Below are 15,068 nucleotides of genomic sequence, written 5' to 3'. Positions count from 1 at the left end.
CCACGTCATGAAAGCAGGTCCGCTGAGCGGGCTGAAGGTGGTGGAACTGGCCGGGCTGGCCCCCGGGCCGTTCGCCGCGATGATCCTCGCCGACCTCGGGGCCGACGTCGTCCGCGTCGACCGCGCCCAGCCCGGGGAGGACATCCTCGGGATCCAGACCGACCCGCTCGCCCGCGGCCGCCGGTCCGTCGGCATCAACACCAAGACGCCCGAAGGCGTCGAGCTGGTGCTGAAGCTGTGCGACACCGCCGACGTGCTCATCGAGGGCTTCCGCCCGGGTGTCGCCGAGCGGATCGGGCTCGGCCCCGAGGTCGTGCACGCCCGCAACCCGAGGCTGGTCTACGGCCGGATGACCGGCTGGGGCCAGGACGGGCCCCTGGCCAGGGCCGCCGGGCACGACATCAACTACATCGGCATCGCCGGCGCCCTCGAACCGATCGGGCGCGCGGGCGAACGGCCGGTGCCGCCGCTGAACCTCGTCGGCGACTTCGGCGGCGGCGGCCTGCTGCTGGCGATGGGCATCCTGGCCGCGTTGTACGAACGGAACACCTCGGGGCGCGGCCAGGTCGTCGACGCCTCGATGGTGGACGGCGCCGCGCTGCTCACCACGAGCCTCCACGGCATCAAGGCGGCCGGGCTCTGGGCCGGCGAGCGCGGCGAAAACATGCTCGACGGCGGCGCCCCGTTCTACGACACCTACGAAACCGCCGACGGCAAGTACGTGGCCGTCGGCGCGATCGAGATGCGGTTCTGGGGCGACCTGGTCAAGGTCTTGGAGCTGGACCCGGCGGAGCTGCCGCTGCACATCGATCAGGCGCAGTGGCCGAAGCTGCGGGAAATCGTCGCCGGCGCGATCGCCAAGCACACCCGGGACGAGCTCGTCGCGCGCGCCGAAGGCACCGACGCGTGCCTGACTCCGGTGCTCTCACCCACCGAAGCGGCGTCGCACCCGCACAACGCGGCCCGCGGCACGTTCGTCGAGATCGGCGGCATGGTCCAGCCGGCGCCGGCGCCGCGGTTCGACCGGACGCCGCCGGAGACCCCGGAAGCCCCGCACGCCAAGGGTTCCGACACCGAAGCCGTGCTCGCCGAACTGGGCGTCACGGACCTCGGAGCGCTGCGTGAAGCCGGGGTGATCGCCTAGTCCTTCGCGAGGTCGGGACGCACGACCGAGTAGATGACGTGGTCGCGCCACTCGCCGTCCCGGAAGCCGTAGCCGCGAAGTACTCCTTCGCGGGTGAAGCCGGCCTTCTCGAGCGAGCGTTGTTCCGCGCGGTTGCCGACCTCGGTCGTCGCTTCGACCCGGTTCAGCTGCGTGTGCGCGAAGAGGTAGCCGACGAGCTGGCGCTGGGCCTCGGTGCCGTAGCCGTGGCCCCGGGCTTCCGGGACGAGCACGAGGCCGACGTTCCAGCAGAACGACGTCGGCCCGGTGCGGCTGCGGTGCCAGGAGAGCAGGCCGAGCACGCGGCCGCCGAGCGTCGGCACGAGCATCCCGCCGTCGGTGCCGAGCATGCCGGTCTCCTGCCAGCGGCGGCGCAGGTAACCGGGGTCGTGCCAGCCGAACCACTGGTGCTCGCCCGTCGCGACGGGATCGTTGGTCAGCCGTTCGAGAAGCTCGAGGTCGGCCTCGGCCATCGGCCGGAGCTCCACTCTGGAACCGTCGTCGTCCATCCGCCGACCTTATCGGCCGCTTGACCGGAATCAGCCCGCCGACGCAGCACATCGCTCGCTCGAAGCATGACCCGTGACCGTGACCGTGTCCGCTTCCCGGGGGCAACTCCAGGAGATGGCTGCCGGATCACGTGAAGGTGCCGTGCCTGCCTTCGCCGGCCGTGAAGCGGGCCGCGCCGTCGACTGCCTCCTCGGCCAGGACGCCCGTTCCCATCGCTGCGGCGAACTCCGCGGTCAGCGCGTCCTCTTCGGACTCACCCCACTGCGCCAGCGCCGACCGGCGGTCGCCGCGCAGGCACGCCTGCGGGAACGCCGCGAGCTGCCGCGCCAGCTCCTGCGCCGCCGGCACCGCCTCGCCCGACGGGACCAGGCGGTTGGCCAAGCCGATCTCGAAGGCCTCGGCGGCCTCGACCGGGCGTCCGGTGAGGATCAGGTCCATCGCCCGCGACTGGCCGATCAGGCGCGGCAGCCGCACCGTCCCGCCGTCGATCAGCGGGACACCCCAGCGGCGGCAGAACACGCCGAACACCGCCGTGGCGTCCGCGACGCGCAGGTCGCACCACAGCGCCAGCTCGAGCCCGCCCGCGACGGCGGGCCCGTGCACCGCCGCGATCACCGGTTTGCCGAGGACCAGCCGGGTGGGGCCCATCGGGCCGTCCCCGTCCGGGTGAGTCCGGTTCACCCGGCCGGTGCCGATCGCCTTGAGGTCGGCACCCGCGCAGAACGCGCCGCCGGCCCCGGTCAGCACCGCGACGGCCGCGTCCGGGTCGCGGTCGAAGGCGCGGAAGGCGTCGGCCAGCTCCGCCGCGGTCGGCCCGTCGACGGCGTTGCGCGCCGCCGGCCGGTCGATGGTGATCGTCGTCACGGGGCCGTCCCGCTGCACCAGCACGTTCCGGGGCATCGTCGCTCCTGGGGGTCGATCGGGGTGTCTTCCGCGCACGCCTTCCCTAGAGTATTGGGATGGCCACTCCCAGGACGGGGACGGCGAGCCGGGGAGGAAGCGCATGTCGGGTGGCGTGAAGAAAATTCTCATCGTGGGCGTGGTCGCCCTCGTGCTGTTCCTCCTGATCACTCAGCCCCAGCAGTCCGCCGATTTCGTGCACCGGGTGCTCGGCTGGCTGAAGGACGGCGCCGAAGCGATCGTCACTTTCTTCCGGGCGCTCTTCTCCTGACCTCGCGTTTCTCCCGGCCGGCACCGCTTCGGGCGGTGCCGGTGGCTACCGTGCGTGTTAGCGGACGGTAAATCACGCAGTGTCACCAATCCCGGATTTCGGACTCCACCACTCGACCATCCGGGTGGATTGCGGTCGAAAACACGCAGGTCGACGAATTCATGGCACCCGGGGTCTGGCGAAGACGACCACGCGGGCCCTACGGTGCTCACATTGCGTGATCGGGTGGTTCGCCATTCCCCTCGGAGAGCCCGGTACGCAGGCATTTTCCACTCAGCAAGGTGCAGGTTGGTGCGTGCGGCACCACCGCGTGGGACAGGCGTCAGGTCCTGTCCGTCGGGGACCTACAAGGAGGCAGGGATGACCGGAGATCCCGGAGTGGACGCGTTGATCCGGCAGTGGGCCGCCGAGCGCGAGCAGACCCCCGAGGAGCAGGAGGTCGACCGGATCGCGTCCGAGTGGCTGGCCGACGCCCCGCCGCAGGCCGCCCCGGGCATCCCCGGCCAGCGCGCCCGGTCCGGACCGTCGCGGTTCGTCCCGGTCGAGTCGGCCGACCCCGGTTACCTCGAAGCGATGCGCCGCCGGCTGCCGGAGGTGCCCGAAGAACTCCTGACGGCCGCCGCGAGCTGGTGGCAGATGGTCGGCGGCGTCGCCGAGGCCGAGGAGTGGTGGGACGCCGGCCTCAGCCCGCTCGACCAGCGGGCCCTCGACTACCGGGCGGCCGGGCTCGCGCCGTCCGACCTGAGCCGCCGGCTCGGGCCGATGACCGTCCTGCAGCACCTGCGCCGCGGCAGTGCCCCGGCCTGGTGCGTGGCGCGGCTCGCGCGTCAGCAGAAGTCCGCCTGACGAGACGGTTTTCCACTCGGCCGGGTGACCCGGTGTGGTGAGACGATCGGAACGACCCGCGTAACGCTAACCTGCGCGGGCTCGTTGACCCTTCGTCGACCCACGCTGGAGGACCGGAGTTTCGTGCGCACCAGGACCGGAAAGACCGAGGACGACCCGATCGGCCCCCGTGCCGAGGAAGCCGTCCCCGCCGCACCGGCAATGCGCTCTCCGGGCGTGGCCGTGCTCACCCGGCTGATCGTGGTCCTCGCCGTGCTGGCCGTGGCCGGCGGCGGGATCTGGCTCGTCACCCGCGCCGCGACGCCGGCAGCGAGCCCGACGACCACCGAAATCCCCGCCCTGCAGATCAAGGCGGCCGACGTCCGCCCGGGGTCGGTCGCGCCGGCCGGTGGTGCGGTGGCCGGCGGGGCCGAGCAGCAGACGGCCCCGCAGCAGGCCCGCTCGCGCAGCACCGGCCCGGCGACCCTCTCACAGTGGGCGAGCCAGGTCGCCGCGGTCACCGGCGTCCCGGCGCGGGCGCTGGCCGCTTACGGCAACGCCGAGCTGGCCATGCGCGCGGACCAGCCGAACTGCAAGATCTCGTGGGCGACGCTCGCCGGCATCGGCCGCATCGAGTCCAACCACGGCCAGTACGCCGGCGCGGTCCTCGGCGCGGACGGGCGGCCGTCCAAGCCGATCGTCGGCGTCCCGCTCGACGGTTCCGCGGGCGTCCAGGCGATCGGCGACACCGACGGCGGCCGCTACGACGGCGACGCCGGGGTCGACCGGGCGGTCGGGCCGATGCAGTTCATCCCGGGCACGTGGCGCAAGTGGGCTTCCGACGGCAACGGCGACGGCCTCGGCGACCCGCAGCAGATCGACGACGCGGCCCTGTCGGCGGCCCGCTACCTGTGCGCGGGCGGCCGCGACATGGCGAGCCCGTCGGGCTGGTGGGCGGGAATCCTGTCGTACAACAACTCGACGGAGTACGCGCAGAAGGTGTTCGGCCTGGCGGACGGGTACGCCAAGGCCGCGCAGTCGGTGCGCAAGCAGGGCTGAGAGCCGGGCCACCTCGACCGTGACCGCGCGTCTTCCCCCGGCCGCCCAGTGCTAGCGTCGACTTCGTGCCAGCATCCCCTCCGCCGGCGGGGTCCCCCTGGGGACGCCGGATCGCGATCGTCGCGACTTCCCTGGTGAGCCTGCTCGTCTGCTGCGGGCTCGCCTGGTGGCAGTGGGACCGCTTCACGTCGGCGAACGGCACCTTCCAGAACCTCGGCTACGTCCTGCAGTGGCCGCTGTTCGGGCTCTTCCCGGCCTTCATGTTCTGGCGGATCCGGCAACTCCGGCGGAAGGCCGAAGCCGAAGGGCCCGCGGAGGAACAGCCCGGGAACGACCAGGCCGAGGTGCCCGCTCCCCGTCCCCGCACCGAGACGGTGCCGCCGGACGACGAGGACGAGGAGCTGGCCGCCTACAACCGTTACCTGCGCGAGCTGAACGCCCGCGACCAGCAGGCCGCAGAGTGAGGACGACGACCCGATGACCACCAGCACCGAAGGCGCCCAGACCGCCGTGCCGCTCGCCGGCCCCCTGCTCCGGTTCCGCACCGCCGCCTACGTCACCGGTGTCGGCCTGCTCGGCCTGTGCTTCGTGATGGTGCTGCGGTACGGCTTCGACAACCCGGAGCCGTCGGCGGTCTACTCGCCCATCCACGGCGTGCTGTACATGATCTACCTGGTGCTCACCATCGACCTGGCGATCAAGGCCCGCTGGTCGATCAAGGGCACCGTGCTCGTGCTGCTGGCCGGTTGCGTCCCGTTCGTCTCGTTCCTCGTCGAGCGCCGGGTGACGCACAAGGTCAAGGCCGGGCAGAAGCTGTAGCCGCGACCTGACGGCGGAAGGTCAGCGCCACCAGCACGGTGCAGGCCGCGAACACCGCGGCCGTCGCGAACGCCGCGGTCATGCCGTCGACCGTGAGCTGGGCACCCGTCGTGCCCGCCGAACGGGTCACCGCGCCGAACACCGTGATCAGGACAGCCAGCCCGAGCGTGCTGCCGACCTGCTGCACGGTCTGCAGGACACCGCCCGCGGCGCCCGCGTCCTCGGCGGGCACGGTGGCCATGACGATCACGTTGAGCGGCGCGAACGCCAGCCCGCCGCCGAGCCCCATCAGCAGCAGCGGCCCGAGCAACGCCGGGAAGTACGTGCTCCCGGTGGTGAGCAGCGCGAGCCAGCCGACGCCGGCGACCATCAGGAGCGACCCGGTGACGGCCAGCGGCTTCGGCCCGTAGCGGGGGAGCAGCCGCGGCACGAGCCTGCTCATCGTGAAGATCAGCGCCGCCATCGGGAGGAAGGCGAACCCGGTGGCCAGCGCGGCGAAGTGCCGGATGTCCTGCATGAACTGGGTGAGGAAGAAGAACATCGACATCATCGCCATCGGCCCGAGGAAGAAGTTGACGTAGGCCGCGCTGCGGTTGCGGTCGGCGAACAGCCGCAGCGGGACCAGCGGCAGCGCGGTGCGGGCTTCGATGGCGACGAATCCGGCGAGCAGGGCCAGGCCGGCGGCGAGCGAGCCGAGTGTCACCGGGTTGCCCCAGCCGTCGGACGCGGCGTGGGTGAAGGCGAACACGAGCGAGCCGACGCCGAGGGTGCCGGTGACCGCGCCGGGCAGGTCCAGGTGCGCCCGGCGGCGTTCGGGTTCGGCCACGAACCGCGGGGCGAGCAGGGCGATCGCCAAGCCGAACGGGACGTTGATGAACAGCGCCGCGCGCCACGAGATCCATTCGGTGAGCAGGCCGCCGACGATCAGGCCGATGGCGAACCCGCCGCTGGACATCGCGGAGAACAGCGCCAGCGCACGGACGCGGGCCTGGGGCTCGGTGAACGTGGTCGTGATCAGCGCCAGCGTGCTCGGCGCCGCCATGGCGGCGCCGACGCCCTGCAGTGCGCGGGCGGCGATGAGCAGCGTGGCCGAGTCGGCGAGCCCGCCGGCCAGCGAGGCCACGGTGAACACGATGGTGCCCGCGACGAACATGCGCCGCCGTCCGAACAGGTCGCCCGCGCGGCCGCCGAGCAGCAGCAGGCCGCCGAAGACCAGGCTGTAGGCGGTCATCACCCAGGACAGGCCGGTGGCGGAAAACCCCAGGTCGGACTGGATGCGCGGGAGCGCGACGTTGATCACCGTCGCGTCGAGGATGAGCATGAGCTGGCAGGTGAGGATGATCGCGAGGACCAGCCCGCTGTGCCTGCGTGACGCCGGTGTGGGCGCACGGTCGAGCATCTGTTGTGACAAGGGATACTCCCCCGAGGAGTAAGAGAAGAAGCGGAGACCTTCTCCGCTTGGGTGCGATCCGATAATATGGAGAGCGTCTCCGGATGCGCAAGTGAATTCGGAGAATCTCTCCGGTTAAGTGGCGAGGAGGCCGGGATGCCGAGTGTGGAGCGTCCGATGCGCGCGGACGCGCGGCGCAACTACGAGCGCATCGTCGCGACGGCGAAGGACCTCTTCACCACGCACGGCGCCGACGTGCCGCTGGACGACGTCGCGAAAACGGCCGGCGTCGGCGCGGGCACCCTGTACCGGCACTTCCCCACCCGCGAGAAGCTCTTCGAAGCGGTCTACCGCAACGAAATCGAGGTGCTCGCCGACCGCGCGTTCGCGCTGCACGACGAGCTCCCGCCGTGGGAAGCCCTCGAAGCCTGGCTGCGCGCCCAGGTGGCCTGGGTGGTCGAGCGGCACAAACTGGCGACGATCCTCAAGGAGTCGATCGACGCCGGCTCGGAGACCTTCCAGTACTGCCAGAAACGGCTTCGCGAAGCGACGGGCGTGCTCGTCGAAGCGGCGCAGGACGCCGGGCTCGTCCGGCCGGACGTCGTCGGCGCGGACATCCTCCGCCTCGGCCACGGCGCCGGGATGGCGGTGCGCAACTGCAGCCCGGAAGACGGCAAGCGCGTGCTGAACGTGATCCTGGACGGTCTGCGCGCCTGACGGCGGCTCAGCTTCCGATGCCGGTCATCGAGCGGACCTCCATCTCGGCCTGCTTCTCCGGGTCCGCCTTCGACCGGCCCACCAGCGTCCCGGCGAACCCGCACAGGAACGAGAACGGGATCGACACCAGGCCCGGGTTCTTCAGCGGGAACCAGGCGAAGTCGAGGCCCTTGAAGATCGCGTCCGGGGCGCCCGAGACGACCGGCGAGAACAGCACCAGCAGCAGGCACGCGATCAGCCCGCCGTACATGCCCCACAGCGTGCCGGTGGTGTTGAACCGCTTCCAGAACAACGAGTACAGCATGGTCGACAGGTTCGCCGACGCCGCCACCGCGAACGCCAGCGCCACCAGGAACGCGACGTTCTGCCCGTTCGCCAGCACCCCGCCGGCGATCGCCAGCACGCCCACCACGATCGCGGTCAGCCGCGCGACCCGGACCTCGTCGGCCGGTTCGGCCTTGCCGCGCTTGAAGATGTTCGCGTACACGTCGTGGGCGAACGAAGCCGACGCCGTGATCGTCAACCCGGCCACCACCGCGAGGATCGTCGCGAACGCCACCGCGGCGATGACGCCCAGCAGCAGGGTGCCGCCGATGTGCAGGGCCAGCAGCGGCGCCGCCGAGTTCTCCCCGCCCGGCGCGCCCTTGATCTCGTCCGCGCCGACCAGCGCGGCCGCGCCGAAGCCGATCACCAGCGTGCACGCGTAGAACACGAGCATGCACACCGTCGCCCAGACCACCGAACGGCGTGCTTCCAGGGAGTTCGGCACCGTGTAGAAGCGCATCAGCAGGTGGGGCAGTGAAGACAGGCCGAGGACCAGGGCCAGTGCGAGCGACACGAAGTCGAGCTTGGTGGTGTTGTCCTTGCCGTAGGAGCCGCCCGGCTCCAGGAGGTGCTCACCCAGCGGGCTCTTCTCGGTCGCGGCCGAGAGCAGGTTCGAGAAGCTGAAGCCGTACTTGCCGAAGAGGAACACCGCGATCAGCACCACGGCCAGCATCAGCACGCCGGCCTTGATGATCTGCACCCACGTGGTGCCCTTCATCCCGCCGACCAGGACGTACAGGACCATGACCAGGCCGACCACGCCGATCACGAGCGCCTGCCCGAGCCGGGTGTGGATGTCGAGCAGCAGGGCGACCAGGCCGCCGGCGCCCGCCATCTGCGCCAGCATGTAGAAGAAGGAGATCACCAGGGTCGACGTCGCCGCCGCGGCCCGGACCGGCCGCTGCTTCATCCGGAAGCTGATCACGTCGCCCATCGTGAACCGGCCGGTGTTGCGGGTCAGCTCGGCGATCAGCAGCAGGTCGACCAGCCAGGCGACCAGGAAGCCGATCGAGTAGAGGAAGCCGTCGTAACCGTGGACGGCGATCGCGCCCGCGATGCCGAGGAACGACGCCGCCGACAGGAAGTCCCCGGAGAGCGCGATGCCGTTCTGGCGGCCGGTGAAGGCGCTGCCCGCGGCGTAGTAGTCCGACGTCGAGGAGCTCCGGCTGCCGGCCCGGTAGACGACGTACAGCGTGATCGCCACGAACAGGGCGAACACGACGGTGTTGACGATCGGGTCGCTGGCGGGCGTCCCGCCCGCGGCGAGGGCGCTCATCGGCGCTGCTCTTCCGGCAGGCCCGCACGGGCCCGCAGCTGCGCGACCCGCGGGTCGAGCCGCCGGCGCGCGTAGCGCAAGTAGAGCCAGGTGACCAGCGCGGTGCTGGCGAACTGGCCGAGGCCGAACAGGATGGCCACGTTGACCTGGCCGAACACCTTGCGGCTCATGAAGTCGTGCGCGTAGGCGGCCAGCAGCACGTAAGTCATGTACCAGGCGAAGAAGGCGAAGCTCATCGGGAAGACGAACCCGCGGAACCGGCGGCGCAGCGAGACGAACTCGGGGCTGGCCTGGATCGCGGCGTAGTCGGGGCCCGTGCGGGCGGCGGGCCGGCGGTGCTGGACCCCGGCCGGGTGGTGGTCCCCGGGGGGCAGGGCCGGGATCCGGCCGGTCTCCTCGAGGGCGTTGCCCGGCGCGGGCCGCGCTACGTCGTACATGGTGCCTCCGGCAGAGTGCCTCCGTGGCGGCGGACCCCGGGCGCCTGCGAGTGGGGCGCCGGACCGCCCTTGCGGACTGCGAGGGCACATCGTAACTACGCCGTCCGGCGCTGCTCAGGGCGGCCGGACCAGCCGGTCGGTACGCGGGAGGGAATGCGGTTTCCCCTCGTCGCACCGAATGGGCCGGCGCCGACAAGAGCAGGGGAAGAACGTCCGCAATGCGAAAAGAATTGTGACGGGACGTTGTCGAGACTCATGGTCACTGCGACAAATGGGGGAACCGAGATGACCTTGCCTGCAGTGTGGTCACGATAAGTAGCCGAATCGGCAGATGCGATAGGGTTCGTGGGGGTCCCAGGTGGCGCCACGACGACGAAGATCCACTGGTCAGCCCCCTGTTTCGAAAGAAATCACCAGGTTGGGGTCTGGCGCGGGGCAACGCCACAACATCGGGCACACCTTGAGACTTGACCCACCCGTTGGTGGTACGCAGTGTAGATCGACCGAGGGACGCTGCTACCCTGCATGGGCTAATCGGGTGACCGCCGGATGCTTGTGGCCCACGCGTCCGGTAACCGGAATTCTCTCTTCGGGGCCGGCGAGGTGGAATGTCTTGGCCCGCTTCCGGCCGCGAAAGCACTTTTCGCAGGTCAGCGCCCGCGTGGGGAACACAATTGACCCCCATGGCATCGGGGGTACGATTCTTTGGCCCAGCTGACCACAGCGATGGATTGGCACCGATAAAGTTGATCTCGATCACCGTGCACAACGCAAGTTGCGCCGTGCACGTGCAGAGTCCCGGGCACGGGACGGCGAGGCGGTGCCTGCCCGGCCACGGGCGCGCGGACGGCGGGGCAGCCGGGGACGAGCGAGGGCGCCGGGGAAGCGGCAGGGTGGGGACGGCACGGCCGTCCGACGGCCCGCCGCGAGCCGGGACGCCGCGCCGCCGACGCGGATCCATGACGCCGGACAGGGAGTCACTCACGTGACCGTTGCAGGAGAAGGTCAGGTGCCCGTCGGGGAACTGCTCGGCCGAGCGCCCCGGCGGTCGAAAGGGAAGGCCGTGTGGCGCGCGCTCGTGCAATGGCGCGACTGGAGCCTGCCCGTCAAGCTTTCGGCCGTCACCGTCGTGCCCATCGTCCTCGCGCTGGTGCTGGGGAGCACGACGATCGCCGCGCAGGTCGGCCGCTCGGACGAGTACCAGCGGCTCGACCGGCTCGTCGCGCTCGGCGGCGGGGTGCGCTCGCTCACCGGTGCGCTCCAGCAGGAGCGCACGGTCACCGCGGCGATGCTCACCGAGGGCACCGTCGGCGGCACCCCCGAGCTGGCCGTGGCGCGCAAGGCCACGGACGCCGCGAGCGGGTTGTTCGCCGCGGAGCAGGCCCGCGCCGCCCGAGCCGAGCCCGGCGTGGCCGGCGCCGCGGGCGCGGCCACCGCCCAGGTCGGCAACCTCGCCTTCCTGCGCCGCCAGGTCGACGGCGGCCAGCTCGGCCCGGGCCAGGCCATCACGGCCTACTCCGCCGTCACCGGGTCGCTCATCAGCCTCGACACCGCGGCCACCGCGGGCGCCGGCGACGGCACCCTCGGCGGCACGCCGGCCGGGCTGCACGAACTGCTGGTCGCCGGCGAGCAGGTGTCGATCAGCCAGGCCCTCGTCGCCTACGGCATCGGGCGGGCCGGGCTGACGCCCAGCGAGCTGGCCACCCTGCGCGCCGCCGAACTGCGGCTCGCCGACCGGCTCGTCGACTTCCGCTCCGCGGCGGGGGACACGCTGCAGCGCGACTTCGCGGCGATCGCCGAAGGCACGCAGGCGCAGAGCCGGGCCCGGATGGTCGAGACGGTGCTGAACGCGTCGAGCGGCGCGGCGGACGACGCGTTCCGCGCGCTCCCGGCCGCGGACTGGAACGCCGCCTCCGCGGCGATGCGCGCGCAGATCGGCCAGGTCGCCGACCGGCTCGGCGCGTCGGCGTCGCAGACGGCGGCGGAACTGGTCGACGAGTCCAGCAGCGGCGCCGGCCTGCTCGCGGTGCTGCTGTTCGCCGCGATGGTGCTGGCCGTCGCGGTCGTCTTCCTCATCACCCGCCAGCTGCTGCGCTCGCTGAAGGTGCTGCGCCGCAGCGCCCTCGACGTCGCCGAGACCGCGCTGCCGGAGGCGGTCCGCAACATCCAGGAGGGCCGCGCGCAGGGCACCGACGTCCGGCCGGTCCCGGTGCACACCGACGACGAGGTCGGCGAGGTGGCGCGGGCCTTCGACAAGGTGCACCACCAGGCGCTGCGGCTGGCGACCGAGCAGGCCGCGATGCGCACCGGCTACGGCAGCGTCTTCGTCAACCTGTCGCGGCGCAGCCAGAGCCTGGTGCAGCGGCAGCTGCAGCTGATCGAGCAGCTCGAGCGGGACGAGGAGGACGCCGACCAGCTCGCGACGCTGTTCCAGCTCGACCACCTCGCCACCCGGATGCGGCGCAACAACGAGAACCTGATGGTGCTGTCGGGCGCCGAGCCGGGCCGTCGGTCCGGGAAGCCGGTCGGCACCACCGACATGCTCCGCGCCGCGGTGTCGGAGATCGAGCAGTACCAGCGGGTCCAGGTGCAGCCGCCGCCCCCGGCCCGGATCGTCGGCTACGCCGCGAGCGACCTGATGCGCCTGGTCGCCGAGCTGCTGGACAACGCCACGGCGTTCTCCGCGCCGGAGACCACGGTGACCGTGGCGTCGCGGCTGGGCGAGGACGGTTCGCTCGACATCGACATCCTCGACAAGGGCATCGGCATGAACGAGGCCGAGGTCGCCGAGGCGAACACCCGGCTGACCGAGGCCGGGTCGGTCGACCTGGTCACGTCGCGCCGGATGGGCCTGTTCGTCGTCGGCCGGCTGGCCAGCCGCCACCGGATCGGGGTGTCGCTGCACGGCGGCAAGGACATCGTCGGCGTCCGCGCGACGGTCGTGGTCCCGCCGGACCTGGTGATGCCGGTGACCGACGGCCCGGCGACCGGCCCGATCGGCGCCCTGCAGCAGCACCCGGCGAGCCCGGCGGCGGGCAACCCGTTGCCGCGCCGCCCGGTCAACGGCCACGCCCGCCCGCGGCCGGTGGTGCCGCAGCAGCCGGCGATGGGGGAGGACCGGTGGCCGTCGGCGAGCGACCTCGCCGGGCTGACCGGCAGCCAGGCCCCGCGACCGCCGTCGGACGTGGAAGTTTCCGGCACGGCGTTGTTCGCCCCGCTCGCGAAGGACGACGACGTCCCGCCGCCGCGCCCGGCCGTGCCGCCGGTGCCCGCGGTGCTGCCGTTGCCGCAGCGGCAGCCGCCGCGCGCGGAGGACCTGCCGGCGGGCAAGGACCTGTTCACGGCCAACGAGACGACGCTCAGCGACTGGTGGCAGGAGGCGACCGCGGGCTCGGAGCCGCCCCCGCCGCCGACCCCGGCGGCGGACCGCTCGGAGACGACGCCGATCTTCGACGAGATGCTGTCGGCGTGGTTCCGCGAGGACAAGCCGGCGGCCGAGGAGGAACCGGCCGCGGCCCAGGAGGTCCCGCCGGAGGAACGCCGCAGCTGGGATTTCGCGAGCGACGAGAACTTCCGCACGGTCCAGGAGGTCACGAAGGCGGAGCCGACGGCGTTCACGGAGGCGGGTCTCCCGCGTCGCCGCCGCGGCGAGCAGCTCCTCCCGGGCAGCGCGACCCCGCCCGCGGCATTGCCGAAGCCGGCCCCGCCCCGCCCGGACCTCCCGGTCCGCGACCCGGCGGAAGTCCGGGGGCGGTTGAGCAGCTTCCAGCAGGGCGTGACCCGCGGCCGCCGCCAGGCCGCAGCGCAGCGGCCGCGATCGGGCCAGCAGCGCGCGGCGCAGCCGGCCCAGGCTTCGCCGGCGGTGCAGGGTTTGGGGACGGCTCAGGACACGGCGCAGGCTGCGGTGGCACAGCAGGCGGCGGCCCAGGGTTTGGGGACGGCTCAGGACACGGCGCAGGCTGCGGCGGCACAGGCTGCGGTGGCACAGCAGGCGGCGGCCCAGGGTTTGGGGACGGCTCAGGACGCGGCACAGCAGGCGGCCGCACAGCAGGCGGCGGCAGCGCAGACTGCGGCGGCACCGCAGACGGCGGCCCAGGCTGCTGCGGCGGAGGCTGCTGCGGCGGAGGCGGCCGACCGGCAGCCCGAGGCCACGCAAGCCGCGCCGGCCTCGCCCGCTACGCAGGAGCCGGTCTCGGAGCAGGTCACGCCGTCGCCGGTTCAACCCGCCGCGCCGCAGGAGGCTGCGCCGGTGGCCGATTCGCAGTCCGACGGCCCGTCGCAGCCGAAGCTGCAGGGCGACATCTTCGCGGACGGGACGCTGCCGGACCACCAGCCGCCCGCAGAAGACTCGCAACCGGCCGCGCCGGCACCGGACCAAGGCACCCTTCCCCAGCCTCCTGCCCTCCCGCAGCCCGGCCGAGCCGCGGCGAAGCCGAACGCTCTCCCGCAGCGTTCCGTGCCCCTGCCGCAGCCGAGCCGTCCTCATCCGGAGGCCGAGCCGTCCGTCTTCCAGGAATCCGGGCAGCTGCCGATCGCGAACGGCCGTCCCGCCGCTCCGCCGTCCGGGCTGCCGACCCGCAGGCCGCCCACCCCGGAAACCCCGGTCCCGCGCGGGGAAGAGACCGCGGTGGAGACCACCGACGAGTGGAATTTCGGCACCGACGACGGCTGGCGCGCGGTGCAAGCGGTGTCCCAGTCGGCACCCCCCACCTTCACTTCGGCAGGATTGCCCCGGCGCCGTCGCGGGGAGCAGCTGCTTCCGGGCAGCGCCGGACCGTCCACCGGGGCCACGGCCCCCCGACCACAACGGGACGCACACGACGTGCGCGGCCGCCTGCGGAGTTTCCAGCAGGGCATCGAGCGCGGACGCCACCGCACCGCGCAGGCGGCCGAGACCCATCACGAGACCTTGGAGGGTGAATGACCTCGCCGAGTAGCGCTCAGCCGACGCAGAACCAGTTCGGCTGGCTGGTGAACGACTTCGCGGAGCGGGTGCCCGGCGTGGCGCACGCCGTGGTCGTCTCGGCGGACGGCTTGCTGCTGACCGCGTCGAGCCGGCTCCCGCTCGACCGGGCCGACCAGCTCGCCGCGGTCGCCTCGGGACTGGTCAGCCTCACCCAGGGCGCGGCCCGCTGCTTCGAAGCCGGCGCCGTCAACGAGACCGTCGTCGAGATGGAGCTGGGGATCATGGTGCTGATGTCGATCAGCGACGGCTCCTGCCTGGCCGTGCTCGCCGCCCCCAACTGCGACATCGGCCAGGTCGCCTACGAGATGACGATGCTCGTCGACCGGGTCGGCCAGATCCTCACCCCGGAGCTGCGCGCCCAGCTTCAGGGCTCCGGGGGGTCGCTGATCGGCGAACCGGTGGGATGATGGCG

14 protein-coding genes are annotated in these 15,068 nt (G+C 72.3%); 9 read left to right on the top strand and 5 right to left on the bottom strand.

Features of this window, described 5'->3' with window-relative positions; genetic code table 11:
* Nucleotides 1-7: 7 nt before the first annotated feature.
* Nucleotides 8-1,144, top strand: a complete 1,137-nt coding sequence (locus tag AB0M80_RS16780) for a CaiB/BaiF CoA-transferase family protein (protein WP_364564985.1) — start codon at nt 8-10, stop codon at nt 1,142-1,144.
* Here the strand turns inward: AB0M80_RS16780 and AB0M80_RS16775 are convergent.
* Complete coding sequence (locus tag AB0M80_RS16775; RefSeq protein ID WP_364564982.1) at nt 1,141-1,671, bottom strand: GNAT family protein; 531 nt, start codon at nt 1,669-1,671, stop codon at nt 1,141-1,143. The two genes, AB0M80_RS16780 and AB0M80_RS16775, sit on opposite strands and share 4 nt — an antisense overlap.
* A gap of 127 nt (nt 1,672-1,798) precedes the next feature.
* Nucleotides 1,799-2,572 (bottom strand): crotonase/enoyl-CoA hydratase family protein, encoded by a 774-nt coding sequence (locus AB0M80_RS16770; protein WP_364564979.1) that lies wholly within the window; start codon nt 2,570-2,572, stop codon nt 1,799-1,801.
* A 103-nt stretch (nt 2,573-2,675) separates the two neighbouring features.
* On the opposite strand from AB0M80_RS16770, the gene AB0M80_RS16765 reads away from it, so the two are divergent.
* The 5 genes from AB0M80_RS16765 (at nt 2,676) to AB0M80_RS16745 (ending at nt 5,546) form a co-directional block, all read left to right on the top strand.
* Nucleotides 2,676-2,843: a hypothetical protein gene (locus tag AB0M80_RS16765; RefSeq protein WP_364564976.1), complete on the top strand. Its 168-nt coding sequence runs from the start codon at nt 2,676-2,678 to the stop codon at nt 2,841-2,843.
* A 360-nt stretch (nt 2,844-3,203) separates the two neighbouring features.
* The gene (locus AB0M80_RS16760; RefSeq protein WP_364564973.1) at nt 3,204-3,689 is read left to right on the top strand and encodes a helix-turn-helix transcriptional regulator; all 486 of its coding nucleotides are present in this window, start codon (nt 3,204-3,206) and stop codon (nt 3,687-3,689) included.
* 123 nt (nt 3,690-3,812) lie between these two features.
* Complete coding sequence (locus AB0M80_RS16755; RefSeq protein WP_364564971.1) at nt 3,813-4,727, top strand: lytic murein transglycosylase; 915 nt, start codon at nt 3,813-3,815, stop codon at nt 4,725-4,727.
* A 110-nt stretch (nt 4,728-4,837) separates the two neighbouring features.
* Complete coding sequence (locus AB0M80_RS16750; RefSeq protein WP_364565769.1) at nt 4,838-5,191, top strand: hypothetical protein; 354 nt, start codon at nt 4,838-4,840, stop codon at nt 5,189-5,191.
* A 13-nt stretch (nt 5,192-5,204) separates the two neighbouring features.
* A complete protein-coding gene (locus AB0M80_RS16745; protein WP_364564968.1) occupies nt 5,205-5,546 on the top strand; it encodes a DUF3817 domain-containing protein in 342 nt (113 codons plus the stop codon).
* On the opposite strand, the gene AB0M80_RS16740 is transcribed toward AB0M80_RS16745, so the two are convergent.
* Nucleotides 5,524-6,957, bottom strand: a complete 1,434-nt coding sequence (locus AB0M80_RS16740) for an MFS transporter (protein WP_364564965.1) — start codon at nt 6,955-6,957, stop codon at nt 5,524-5,526. The two genes, AB0M80_RS16745 and AB0M80_RS16740, sit on opposite strands and share 23 nt — an antisense overlap.
* 135 nt (nt 6,958-7,092) lie before the next feature.
* Between AB0M80_RS16740 and AB0M80_RS16735 the strand changes: the two genes are divergently transcribed.
* Nucleotides 7,093-7,653 (top strand): TetR/AcrR family transcriptional regulator, encoded by a 561-nt coding sequence (locus AB0M80_RS16735; protein ID WP_364564962.1) that lies wholly within the window; start codon nt 7,093-7,095, stop codon nt 7,651-7,653.
* 7 nt (nt 7,654-7,660) lie between these two features.
* On the opposite strand, the gene AB0M80_RS16730 is transcribed toward AB0M80_RS16735, so the two are convergent.
* Together AB0M80_RS16730 and AB0M80_RS16725 are read right to left on the bottom strand one after the other, a co-directional pair.
* The gene (locus AB0M80_RS16730; RefSeq protein WP_364564959.1) at nt 7,661-9,253 is read right to left on the bottom strand and encodes a cation acetate symporter; all 1,593 of its coding nucleotides are present in this window, start codon (nt 9,251-9,253) and stop codon (nt 7,661-7,663) included.
* The gene (locus tag AB0M80_RS16725) at nt 9,250-9,690 is read right to left on the bottom strand and encodes a DUF485 domain-containing protein (RefSeq protein ID WP_364564956.1); all 441 of its coding nucleotides are present in this window, start codon (nt 9,688-9,690) and stop codon (nt 9,250-9,252) included. Before AB0M80_RS16725 ends, AB0M80_RS16730 begins: the two co-directional genes overlap by 4 nt.
* Nucleotides 9,691-10,699: 1,009 nt before the next feature.
* On the opposite strand from AB0M80_RS16725, the gene AB0M80_RS16720 reads away from it, so the two are divergent.
* Together AB0M80_RS16720 and AB0M80_RS16715 are read left to right on the top strand one after the other, a co-directional pair.
* Nucleotides 10,700-14,614 carry a nitrate- and nitrite sensing domain-containing protein gene (locus tag AB0M80_RS16720; RefSeq protein WP_364565766.1) on the top strand — a complete coding sequence of 1,305 codons (3,915 nt, stop codon included), beginning with the start codon at nt 10,700-10,702 and terminating at the stop codon, nt 14,612-14,614.
* On the top strand, nt 14,611-15,063 hold the full coding sequence (locus AB0M80_RS16715) for a roadblock/LC7 domain-containing protein (protein ID WP_364564954.1): 453 nt from the start codon (nt 14,611-14,613) through the stop codon (nt 15,061-15,063). Before AB0M80_RS16720 ends, AB0M80_RS16715 begins: the two co-directional genes overlap by 4 nt.
* The last annotated feature ends 5 nt before the right edge of the window (nt 15,064-15,068 follow it).

It is taken from the genome of Amycolatopsis sp. NPDC051045 (assembly GCF_040682955.1).
Lineage (GTDB): Bacteria > Actinomycetota > Actinomycetes > Mycobacteriales > Pseudonocardiaceae > Amycolatopsis.
The sequence above is the reverse complement of the archived record's forward strand: the minus strand, read 5'-3'. Positions and strand labels throughout refer to the sequence as shown.